Consider the following 11,621-nt stretch of genomic DNA (forward strand, 5'->3'; position numbering starts at 1 on the left):
TCGTTGCGAACAACAAAGCAGAAATCCTGCAGTTCCGCGGACGCTGATAAGTAGACAGATTCCTGACACGGAATACTATAACTGAGGTCACCAAAATAGGATGCATAAGTTGTGTAAGTTACGCCACTTAAATAAGTTAAGGCGCTAAAGCGATAAAAGCTACATGATGGTCAGTACTGAGCACTGGCGATCTAAGTCAATGCTGCAGTTCTCATCATCATTGGAATAAGTGGACAAATTCCTGACACGGAATACTATAACTGAGGTCACTTAAATGGGATGCATAAGTTATGTAAGTTACGCCACTTAAATAAGTTGAGGTGCTAAAGCGATAAAAGTGGCACTGTTGGAAATATAGATTTAAGTCGATGATTTTTCCTTTAAAAAAAGTACTTAAAGACGGCTTTGTTGCACAAAGCTGTTTGTAAGGTCTGATTCAGCAATATAATTTCCGAATGAAGAAGCCAGCAACTAAAATCTACCGTACAACGAATTGGTCCGCATATAAACTCAGTGCGAGAAACTTTCAGAGCCAAGTGAATGAGATAACACTAAATATAAAAAAAATGGAAGAATAATTTACTAAGTTATTGTTTTTAAGTTGATCCTTGTTTTATATGGGGGTGATAATAACTTCTGATTACTAGTTTTTACCTTAAATATACCGATTGAAAGATTCATTTAAAGGCTATGAATACATGAGTTTTACAGTTTGGTTAGGTCAGCATGAGTACTTTTCACAAGATTTAAGATCGACCATGAACGTGATTAAGTTATAGGGGATTGATGAAATAGTTTTTATGAATTTCTGGCTTTCTGGGCTGATTTTATCAAATTCATGTCTATGCAAAATTGCGACATATTTCTCGTGCTGGTAGTTATCCAGAGTTTGGTCTGCATCTATCCATAGTGCAGACCTTTTTTTGGTGACAGTTTTTTCTTAGTGATTTTCGATCTGGATGTAGTGATTTCACGTTTGCAGAATATATCTTGGCGGTGATCCATCTAATATTCGTGATTATAAAGAGAGCTAATTCACAGGTTCTACAGATTATGTAGCGACTAACTATATCAAAGTCTATTTGCAGTTGATGGTTGGCGCTTAGTTTATATTTACGCTTAGGTTTCAGTTAAAAAATCAATATTCTGTTGAATCCGTGATTGAATCATCTGTAGGGTAGATTCTCGAATTTGATGGGGATACAGGCGCTGCGCAATTTGACTAAATTGAAGTGCAATTTCACGCATGGTCAAGATGATCTCATCGACTTCTAGAGTAGTCAGATTAGCTTCTGAAGTACCGAGTTTATGTATGTCATTTCGGGAAATATTGAGCGCTTCTCCCATAATGTCCATTTGATGATAACCACCTGGACCCTCGCAGAAGGTCACATCATAGGCTGGAGCCAATTTCCATTGACCATTTTTCTCCATGAGAAATGAAAAGTTCTTAGTATGGTCATCCCGATTATTGAAAAGCACATTAAACACAGCACGTTTAAAAGCATGCAATCTTTCTCGTACATCTTGCGTACACATCAAGGTTGCCCGGAGAAAATTGCGATAGTCTAGGCTACCTGGAACTTTATAGTCTGCTCCTGTATATGCAGCCAAACTCTGCATTGGAATCCGCATACCATTTTGACGATCGAATCGTTTAGAAGCAAAAGCCGTTAAACCATTGGGCAAATTAAAGAAATGGGTATCTGGAGTCTCAATTGCACAAAGTCGCAAAGATTCTGCATAGACGGCTTCAATGGCGCAGACTTCAGGATGCTCTTGCTGAGCAGGAAACTTAATCAGCCAGGCTTCATGTTGATCAGAATCTTGAGTCGAAAACTCTAAATTGACAGGATCTCGGTAAACCAACGCTTTTGGTCTGGCACCTTGAGGGGAGCCACCCATGACCAATAAATGCTGTAGAAATTCACCACCTTCACCTTTGAGTACTTCTTGAACTTCCTGGGCCAGTTGTTGTAAAGGGATATTTTCTGAGGTTTGCATGTCAGCAACACAAGGTTCAAAGGAGAGGGCACCCATTGCGTGACTACTAATATAGGTCAGATGCTCCAAAGGTCCAATTCGTGCTGAATTTAAGCCAATTTTTTTGAAATATCGATCCATCAACATCATGCCCCAACCATCTGGTAAAGCGTCATAGACTGGACCTGGGAGTCCCATTTGATGAGTAGGAAAACCTTGTCTGAATGGTAGACCTTTTAAAGGCAGCAAGTAAGAAGAGAGCTCAACACCTTGCTGTATTGCTTCTGGACTATATTCAAAAGCAATGGTGGGTCTACCTGTCGTGGCTGTTGAACTAATCAGCGTTCCCCATAACCATGATTCGCCCCAACCGTTGTAATAAACATTAAGTCTATTGAGCATTATCCCTTCCTCTTAATACGGTGGCGCTTACTTTGACTCTCATAGCGAAGAATGTCATTCACACTGTTAAGCTGAGGTTTAAATAGTTCCTGAAGTTCGTTTAATCGACCCAAGACCATTGCAATACGGACTAAATTTTCAACAGATACATTTCGTCCCGCTTCAAGATTCGAAACTGTATTCACGCCGACACCAGCGCGTGCTGCTACCTCAGCTTGAGACATCTCCAGAAAGAGTCGTTGCTTACGTAAACGCTCACCTAAAAGAGTCACAACTTCTTCTGGTTTAGTGAAATATAAATCCATTAAATTGGGTCTTAAGAATGAATAATTTAATTAAATCACAAAATAATGGAATTAATCTATAGCTATAGTGTGGCTAAGGAGGGCTTTGTTGCACAGCACATCAGAAGGGTAGGTATAGTCCTTGGGTATCGGTTACAGAAAATCATCAGGATGTACTTTGACTGATTGTTGATACGGAGATTTCAGTATTTTCATTTTTCCTAATAGGTCACATTACTTAGAAAGGGTTCTTCGAAAATTAGTTCATACTTTAAAAATCCTATAAATATTGAGGATATTTTCTTAATGCTTTCAATATAGCATGCGGCTATATGTAACTCGAACGGGCTTAATCTGCCTTTCAGTATAAATTTTTTGGGCGTGAGAGGGGAGAGGTGTGAGGGCAAGCAATTTATATCGTGGATACTTCTAAATTACTTATGTAATAGAAGGTGGTAAACATGGATTTAGAGGTAATAACACTAAATATAAAAAAATTGGAAGAATAATTTATTAAATTATTGTTTTTATGTGGTTATTGGTGATGTTATGAGTAATAATAACTTTTTCTTGATGAATTTTACCTAAAAAAATTGATCAGATAATTTTCTTTAAATGTCATGCATACATAAATTTGACAGTTTGAAGGGATCGGTATGTGCATTTTTCACAAGGTTAAAGATCGACCATAAATGTGATAAACGGCAGAGGATCATTGAAAAATGAATGGATTTAAACACTACATGTATGCACGAAAAAAAGTATCGCTGCGGTTCTGCTGACAGGCTGTATTGAGCATTGAATGCAAATGATGTAGTAATTGTCTACAGGCTATAGGACCAGCATGAAGAAGAATGAAATGTAGTTGCCAATTTATAACCTTGGTTGAAAAGCATAGCATTGTTATTCGGAGAAGTGAGGTAAGCCATCCTTCTCTTATTCATTTAAAATGATTCTTACTCAACTGATCTCGACTCATGGGCTGGTTCCAATTAGACGGATAATAACTTCCATCCCCTATCTTTTTCTTACCACATTTCTTGCATTTAATCCCTTCTTTGGAGATTTGATTCAGCATCACTGTTGTCGGTTGAATCAAATCAATGACATAGTTCGTTGGTTCAGGAAAAGCAGAAGAGGCTGCTTTATTGCAAAAGAGAACATTCGGATCAAATGGATTGGATTGCACAAAAGCCATGATACAGCCACAGAGTAATTCACCTGCATGTAATCTGTAACATCCATTCAGGTCATCAGACGAAGATTAATCTGAAATTTAAGCACTAAACGCCATAAATCTATGTATGGGCAGACTTTTTTGAGACATATGTTGATAAACATGCGGCAAGTTACATTGCTTAAAAGTCTATCTAAGTTAACGATCTATTCAATTCTGGATAAGTAATCTGAATATTACGATCCTAAATTACCCGAAGAGTATTAAGATTTCTAAGAATCGTGATTGTTGGTTTATTTGGGAAATTAATCAGTGGATTGAAGCAAAGATGATGGCTCATTAAGGATTGTGGGCTTCGACTACTTAAATTTTAGGTATTTTGAATAAAGCATATTTCAAAAATCTTAATTAATGGATTTAAATTACCATAAAAACCTTCAATATTGGCTTGAATCCATTGTTGTTGAGAGTCAATGCGAGACCAATCAATACCATAACCACAATGAGCAATCAGATGCTCAAAGAAAATCCGTTGTGTACGTCCATTACCTTCACGGAATGGGTGTATGACATTAAGCTCACAATACAAGTCGGCAAGTTGAGGAATCAGTTGTTGTGGTGCTAAGCCTTGAAAGTATTTTTTTTCTTGAAGCGGTTTGAGTAGTTTATTGGTTTCAATTTCAATACGGGAAAAATTACAAAAACGGGTGTCACCTTTGGAAATATCGATTTGTCTTAACTTTCCTGCCCAGTCGTATAAGTCGCCAAAGAGCTGCGCATGAATTGATTTTAAGTATTGTAAGTCGTAAGGTGGTTCAGCATATTCAATTAAGTTACTTGCCAATCCAGACAGTTCTAGTTCAGCTTGTTCTAAAATTTGTTCATCATGAATATTGAGTTTGTTCTTTAGGATATTTGTGCCAGGGTAACAATACAGGCTGTCACCCATTTCCCCATATTTATCCATACATGCACCTGACTAAGTTTCGGGTTGCGAATACTTCTTATATTTTTGCAAGATTTCAGCTTTACTTTGTTGAGTTGTTTGAGCTGTCGTTGTAATGCCTTCAAGCTTTAGGCTGGCTTGATAGTTTTGCGCACGTGTCGCTTGAATATATTTTTTTTTCTGTTCAGTGGTTCTGAGCATTTCGAAACTCCATTGATGCTACACGTGAAGTAAGTATAGCAGAGAATCTTTTTGATCAATGCTGCATACACAGCATTTCAAAATGTAATACAACGGTATTGTTTCATGTAATAACAGAAAACTAAAAAAAAGTGGAAGAATTTTTAAAATTTAGACCACCCATGATAAGTAAACCATATGTATTTGTTGATAATTGTAATTTTGAGAAAATTTAGTTGATAAATTAAATGAATTTTAATATACAAAGATATGCTCATTTTTTATATCGATAAAAATGTTAAAATTTGACTATTTAGTAAAAAATATAGAGATTTTTATGGGGCAATTTATCATGCCCTTTTGCTTTGGTCGAAAAAATGTTCAACTTGAGATAGTAAAAATCAACTCAGAATTACTGAAAATCAAAAAGATTAAACAGAGTCAGAAAGCCGTAGTACAAGCAAAGTTCAAAGCAATCTACGTCAAAATTTGGCAAAAAATCTTGCTATTGATGCAAACGGAGCCTGGCTTACGTGTGCATTCTAATTATGTTGCAATCTTACAGTTGATACATAATCTTGATGATTTTATCGAAAAATCACAGCAACACTTGTGCTTTGAAAGGAAAGCTCAGAAAGAGCTGGATGCTAAATTTTTTGCTCGATTTTTTAAGCTGACAAAAAATTCAATAAAAGATCAACTCATACCAAATTGTGCGGATTTAAATGAATTTTACACATACAACTCGATAAAAATTTAATTGAAAATGAATATGCAAATGACTGAACGAGAAAAGCGATTTTTAGAGTTAGCAGAAGAATTTCAACAAGATTATTGTCTGCTACGTGATGAAGTTGTGAATACACAATTTCTCGATCTATCAGATGATTTGTATGAAAAAGTTCATGCGCTATATGAGAAGGCGCAACAGATATACGGCTATATATCTAGTACGAGGCAAATTGGTAATTATTATTTGCTAGCTTGTTTAAGTTATTTTGCATCTCCTGATACTAGTAATACGCAAAATTTAACGTCTCAACGTTATCTGATTCTGCAAGCAAGTTTTTTAACTTATCGACATTACCAAGATTTTTCAAAAATTCCTAAAGGTGAGAATAAGAAAAAACAGGTCTGTGATCTCTTGCGTTATGTATCACGATATGTGCTGCATTCTAGTAATGCTGAATTATTTGAAGAATGCAGTAAGCTATTAAATCGTTATGTCATGTACGAACGTAGCTTGAAAAACGAGGATCGTAATCAACTTTTTAATATTAATGATTTTCAAGAAATAAAAGTAATTGAATATTTATCGGCACTATTGATCATATTTATACGACTAGATGATCGTAGTGTTGTTCTTCGTCAACGTAAGTCAAAAGAACGGAAAGCTTTACAATGGCCAACTAAAAACGAAGTCAGAATATTTCGTGAAATAAAATCAGGTAAGCAAGAAGATGTCGGATATAACGCAAAAATCAGTTTTCATGATGCCTCTCTTCACAAAGATGAAGATGGTGAAATTGAGCTTGCAGACGCTGAAGTAGAGTTATATTCAGAAGATGAAAAGACTAAACAATTTAATCATATAATTAGTGATTATGTTGCGCATTACACGCGTCATCGCCAACGCCGGCATGCTCCATTTATTACAAATCCTCATTATTTAGCGCCGGACGTACTGAAGCAAGTTGTATATGTACTAAGAGCCGAATTATTTGGAAACTGGAAAGATGCTGCAATAGCTGCTGCATGTTTATTATCACTGTTGACAGGATTATCACCCGTTGCACTGATGAATTTTAACGAGCTTATTCAAGATGGAATTTTGATCCAAAAAGGTTCACGAAAACGACGGGAATATTTACTCAATTTAGATTTAAAAATTTCAGAGCAGAAAATACAGCGTCTTAATCATGTGCGATGGAATGAAGAGATGTCGCATCAACTACATCTACCTGCGGCATGGTTTGACTACATCGAGCAAGGAGATAATCCATCTATATCTTCAGCTTATATTAATACCAAGCTTAAGAAATGGCTTGATAATCAGTTTGTAGGTTTGATCACCGTTGAAAAACTTCAAGCACAATTATATTTTCATATATGTTATGAAACATTTAATGAATATCTTGCACATGTGATCGCGGGCCGGGATAGTCAGCATCATATGCCCGGTATTTTTTATGGCGGGCTTCCAAAGGCTCAACTGGATACTACATATCTTTGCTATTTAGAAACAGTGCTTACACCGCATTCTGCTCAATTTGATGAAGACACAGCAGAACTTAATATATTGCAACAAAAATTTAAAATTAGATCTGCTTTATCTATAGGTCGGATAGGGAGCCAACTTGCACTTGCACCAAATTTCGTACAAGAGCAATTTAATTACTTACATAAGCACTGTGAAGAGAATATTCAAAAACATAAACATATCATTAATCAACTGAATGCATATGCCTGCTGGATGTGGCATGTTAGTTTGTTGTGTTTAACAAATCGACCTAAAGAAAGTCTGTTGGGTCAATTGGATGATTACTGTTTTGAACTCAAGCTTTTATATGTGAATGATAAGAAAAATAGTAAGGCAAGAAAGGATGGTCGCTTTATCCCATTATCTGATTTTTTCATCAAAGCATTGCAAAATTACACTACTTTTTTAGAACAAATTATTGAAGCATACGGTTTATTTTTTAGACAAGTCTTTGTAAAGAAGAAAATTACTATAAATGATCTTTTTGGAATGGTCCTAGTTAGTAACGAGAGCCTTCCGATGACTGTCAAAGAGTGGCAGAGTAAAAAAATTAAGTTAATCCCGTTATCAAGGAGCTGGGTAAATGCCTATATGCGAGAGATTTTTCCCAGAAATATGTATTCAAATTGGTTACGCCATTTTGATATGAATTTTTTGATGCATGAGCAGCAAGAGGGTAAACCATCATTAGCATTTAATTTAATTCAGGCCCTTTATGGTCATGACCAACGCGACCGCGAGGCGTTTCATCCTCATTCTTCCGTTATTCCGAATGTATATGTGCAACAAGTACGTCAGCAGCTTCTAGAGAATATTAAATCTCTATCAATTCAACACTTAGAGCGAAAATAGTTGTATGCAAGAATTTGAAGAACTAATAAAACCGCGACTAGATAAACTATTTGTTGATATGGGGAATTTGGTGCAGAAGTGGCTAGATAGACAGCCTTTTTCACCTGAAGTACTGCCACAAGATATGCAGCAAAAAATTGATCAGCAGGTCAAGGAAAAATGGCATGATCTTAAAGATGGAGTTGAATATTTGAGTCGTAAATTGAGCCGAGCTGAACAATCCAAGCTGATGCAATTTACTGAAAATGAATTTAAGAAAAGAAGGAAGCAATTCAACCTTACACAGCTAAATGGAAAACCATACAAAATAAAGCTAATTCCAAATACAAAGCGTATTGTGCTTCCTCGAAAAATTGAAAGTACGGAGTCCCGGTTAAAACAGGGGCAGTTACATGCTCAGGTACTTAATGAGTTGAAACAATATTGGAAAGAATCACTTGAATATTGGGATGATTCTCAAAGTTTATGGGGGAATTTATGCTTAAGTTTGATCTATATTTCAGGCTGTTCAGACGAACAGCATCTGATTGCCATCCAGAAGCAATTGCAGGATGCCATAGAACTTGATACAGATTTGAATTGTTTACATTTATATCATTCCGGCTACAAAAGGATCACGAATCCATTGTTATTGCATTATCGTGTTGAAAACTCCCAATATGGTAATGACGTAGAACAGAGAAAGTTATACCAGTGGAGGCATGTCTTTTTAAATCCATATGCTCAGTTAATTTTGCAATATTTGAAAAAATTGAAAGAGACTCATAAAGTATATCGTCTGCAAGTATCTATACAAGCCTGTATTTTGGAAAGCCTAAGCAAAATTGGTTCGAAAAAAAGTTTGAGCGATCTAAAATATCAAATTAAACGCCGTGGATTTCGTGCATTTAATGATGTGCAGATGGTACTTGAATTTAATCCCAAACTTAGTTTAGATGTTTTTTTGAGTAATGTACTACAACAAGAGATTCATACTGTTTCTTTAAGACCATCTGAATCAAGCTTGCTGTGGAGTCACAAGCGTGATCAAGTCGTTGAACCAGTCAATCAAACTATTCAATTTGAGCAAGAGCAGTTACATATTGAAGTTCCTACAGTTCATCGTAAATTACAAACGATTCCGTACGAGTTGATGTTGTTTGATCAAAAAAAGAGTAGAGCTAAAAAAGTTGAACGTTTAGATAAAAAGAAGAACAGAGAAGAGCGTACGATTCGTCATTGGAAAGAAACCCAGAGTGCTCTAGAGCAGAAGATGCATGATGCTAATACTGATGAACTATTTTTAATCGAGGCGCAACTACGCTTAATTCAATGGTTATTACATTTGAAAAATAAAGGACTTCAATTATCAACCATTGAAAGCTATTTAGGATCTTTTGGTAAAGAATTTATATTTGAAATTTGGCTCAATAAATTAGATTTAAAGCAACAATCTAGTGATGATTATGAAGATTTGTATCGGCAGCTCTTGAACTACAGTAGTGAGCGTGATGAAAAAGCAACTCAACGTGAATCAGTGAAAGGAAAAACCTCTAAGAAAATGCATCAAACCGCACAATACCGTTTTGGGCGTCTGAAAGATTTTCATAAATTTTGCCAAGAGCACTATGATGCGCCAGAGGTATTGGTATTACAGAATTCAAATTTTAAACATTTACAAATTTGCAATGCACGCTTAGTGAGTCCTTCGTTATTTGGCAAGCTGCTGGAACAATTAGAAAGCTTAAGCCAAGAACCTACGGCATCAGAATGGGGGGATCATCTAAGTTGTTTAAAGTTGATGTATTTATTGAGTTATAGAACTGGACTTCGATTAAATGAAGTCCGTTGTCTTAAAATACAAGATGTTATCTGCCCAGAATTACTCTTTAAGGATGGTAAAAGTTCAATTTTTAATAATATAACGCTTCATATCCGAGACAATTCATATCGACGTTTGAAGTCGCAAAGCGCAAATCGTCAAATACCCTTGAAAATTGCCTTGTCAGATCATGAATTTTTAGTAGTACAACATTACATCCAACATCGATATAAGCAGTATATGACTGATTATCAAGATGACCTACTTTTTAGTGTGAATCAACGTGTATTAACTGATCATTGTATTAGTAAAATTACAGTAGATTTGTTTAATCGAATATTAGGTATACACCATGGATTTAGTTTTCACACACTGCGTCATAGTGCAGCGAACTATCTCGCAATAACGTTGCTTGGGTCAAAAGAAATGGTCCATACGTATACTGATTGCGGTTGGGGAAAAGCAAAAAAGATGCGGGATTTATTGTTCGGTGTAAAAGCACGGGCTGATGAAGAAATCATCCAACATAAGTGGCAGGTGCTTGCAGCATGGATCGGGCATAGCAGTATTGAACAGACGGCTTCAAATTACCTTCATGTTTTGGATTTATTAGCAGTCGATCGAATTTATAATTTGCCGTGTATCATTTCAAAAAAAGTATTAGAACAGTGTTTTGGTCCAGTGAAGTCAAGTACAGAGTACATAAACTTAAATCGTTATACTCAGCAGCAGAAATGGTTTGATTCTTATCATCAGCAAACACAGCCATTCACAATGGTTGGCCAACAAGAGAAGAAGTTTAGTATCGAGAATAGTACTCTGACACCTTATCAACGTTTGATAAATTTTAGAGATGCCCGTAGCAAAGATCCCCAAGCTCAAGTATGGCTGCAGCGATGTCAATTGATGTGCACTAAATGGATGAGCCCCCAAAAATTTAACTTAAAAGTTGAAAATATTGAGGGAGAGATTATAGATGAAGGTTGGTTTGAGGATCTTCACAATAAAGCCAGGAAATTGTCTCGTTCTAATGAACGCAATACCTTCCTTGATTTGTACGATCAAGAAGAGAATAGGCCTGACATATATCAAAGAAAGAACAAGATTGATGCTCTAAAAATATTATTACACTTTGGTAAGTTACGTAAGAATTTTTTGCATTTTGTATGTCGAGATCAAGACGATGAGCAACGAATTAGAAGTTTTATTGCTGGAATGAAGCCAATATTAGGAGAAGAGCTAAATTTAGGTATACAAAATTATCCAGTTAATATGAATGCACCTGAGCGAAGAGTTCAATTCAGTTTTCAAAGAATAGACTCTAATAAAAATGTGACAGTTCTGGTTTTATTTAATCTAATGTTAAAAATCATGCAGGAAGATGAGCTTTGGATTAAATAGCCTAAGCTAACTAAAAGGTATTGTTTAAAAATTTCTTTGGTCATAAGTAAACGGCTTTTTTGCTCAAGCCTATACCTTAAGTCTACCGTACAACGAATTGGTGCTCTTACAATAAATCCTTGATCAATCGAGGAAACATATCGATAGGGTAAGCTCAACCACAAGATAAACAGGGATCAAATTAAGCTTATTCTGAGGCAGCTTGGGCAAATTTAATCTTCAAATCTTTGGGCAACAAAGCCGAGCGTTACCGAAATCGAGGTAAAAGACTGCGTATGGGATTTCTTTTAATTGTTGGAATTTACAATATAGAATTGAGAAAGAAATGATTTGTG

The 11,621-nt window shown here is 35.8% G+C and carries 8 protein-coding genes; 3 read left to right on the forward strand and 5 right to left on the reverse strand.

Annotated features, from left to right (window positions below; all coding sequences use genetic code 11):
* Positions 1 to 1,119 precede the first annotated feature (1,119 nt).
* From M5121_RS12470 to M5121_RS12490, 5 genes are all read right to left on the reverse strand, one after another.
* Entirely contained in the window at positions 1,120 to 2,385 is a 1,266-nt protein-coding gene (locus M5121_RS12470) for a type II toxin-antitoxin system HipA family toxin (protein WP_249571369.1), read from the reverse strand.
* The gene (locus tag M5121_RS12475; RefSeq protein ID WP_000366814.1) at positions 2,385 to 2,690 is read right to left on the reverse strand and encodes a helix-turn-helix domain-containing protein; all 306 of its coding nucleotides are present in this window, start codon (positions 2,688 to 2,690) and stop codon (positions 2,385 to 2,387) included. The genes M5121_RS12470 and M5121_RS12475 overlap by 1 nt, the downstream gene beginning before the upstream one ends.
* A gap of 919 nt (positions 2,691 to 3,609) precedes the next feature.
* The gene (locus M5121_RS12480; protein WP_004726728.1) at positions 3,610 to 3,867 is read right to left on the reverse strand and encodes a hypothetical protein; all 258 of its coding nucleotides are present in this window, start codon (positions 3,865 to 3,867) and stop codon (positions 3,610 to 3,612) included.
* Positions 3,868 to 4,216: 349 nt separating this feature from the next.
* Positions 4,217 to 4,813, reverse strand: a complete 597-nt coding sequence (locus tag M5121_RS12485) for a putative adenosine monophosphate-protein transferase Fic (RefSeq protein ID WP_004658347.1) — start codon at positions 4,811 to 4,813, stop codon at positions 4,217 to 4,219.
* Positions 4,814 to 4,825: 12 nt separating this feature from the next.
* Complete coding sequence (locus M5121_RS12490) at positions 4,826 to 4,993, reverse strand: YhfG family protein (protein ID WP_002125865.1); 168 nt, start codon at positions 4,991 to 4,993, stop codon at positions 4,826 to 4,828.
* A 274-nt stretch (positions 4,994 to 5,267) separates the two neighbouring features.
* Between M5121_RS12490 and M5121_RS12495 the strand changes: the two genes are divergently transcribed.
* The 3 genes from M5121_RS12495 to M5121_RS12505 are packed head-to-tail and all read left to right on the forward strand — an operon-like array spanning position 5,268 to position 11,286.
* On the forward strand, positions 5,268 to 5,732 hold the full coding sequence (locus tag M5121_RS12495; RefSeq protein WP_242634218.1) for a hypothetical protein: 465 nt from the start codon (positions 5,268 to 5,270) through the stop codon (positions 5,730 to 5,732).
* A gap of 12 nt (positions 5,733 to 5,744) precedes the next feature.
* Entirely contained in the window at positions 5,745 to 8,084 is a 2,340-nt protein-coding gene (locus M5121_RS12500; protein ID WP_249571370.1) for a hypothetical protein, read from the forward strand.
* Between the two features lie 4 nt (positions 8,085 to 8,088).
* Positions 8,089 to 11,286 (forward strand): tyrosine-type recombinase/integrase, encoded by a 3,198-nt coding sequence (locus M5121_RS12505; protein ID WP_039047813.1) that lies wholly within the window; start codon positions 8,089 to 8,091, stop codon positions 11,284 to 11,286.
* Positions 11,287 to 11,621: the final 335 nt, after the last annotated feature.

Origin of the sequence: Acinetobacter sp. ANC5681, assembly GCF_023488045.1 — a bacterium.
Lineage (GTDB): Bacteria > Pseudomonadota > Gammaproteobacteria > Pseudomonadales > Moraxellaceae > Acinetobacter.

Coding starts and splice junctions, on each gene's coding strand:
- M5121_RS12470 (WP_249571369.1), bottom strand. CDS start 2,385: ATGCTCAATAGACTTAATGTTTATTACAACGGTTGGGGCGAATCATGG.
- M5121_RS12475 (WP_000366814.1), bottom strand. CDS start 2,690: ATGGATTTATATTTCACTAAACCAGAAGAAGTTGTGACTCTTTTAGGT.
- M5121_RS12480 (WP_004726728.1), bottom strand. CDS start 3,867: ATGGCTTTTGTGCAATCCAATCCATTTGATCCGAATGTTCTCTTTTGC.
- M5121_RS12485 (WP_004658347.1), bottom strand. CDS start 4,813: ATGGATAAATATGGGGAAATGGGTGACAGCCTGTATTGTTACCCTGGC.
- M5121_RS12490 (WP_002125865.1), bottom strand. CDS start 4,993: ATGCTCAGAACCACTGAACAGAAAAAAAAATATATTCAAGCGACACGT.
- M5121_RS12495 (WP_242634218.1), top strand. CDS start 5,268: ATGTTAAAATTTGACTATTTAGTAAAAAATATAGAGATTTTTATGGGG.
- M5121_RS12500 (WP_249571370.1), top strand. CDS start 5,745: ATGCAAATGACTGAACGAGAAAAGCGATTTTTAGAGTTAGCAGAAGAA.
- M5121_RS12505 (WP_039047813.1), top strand. CDS start 8,089: ATGCAAGAATTTGAAGAACTAATAAAACCGCGACTAGATAAACTATTT.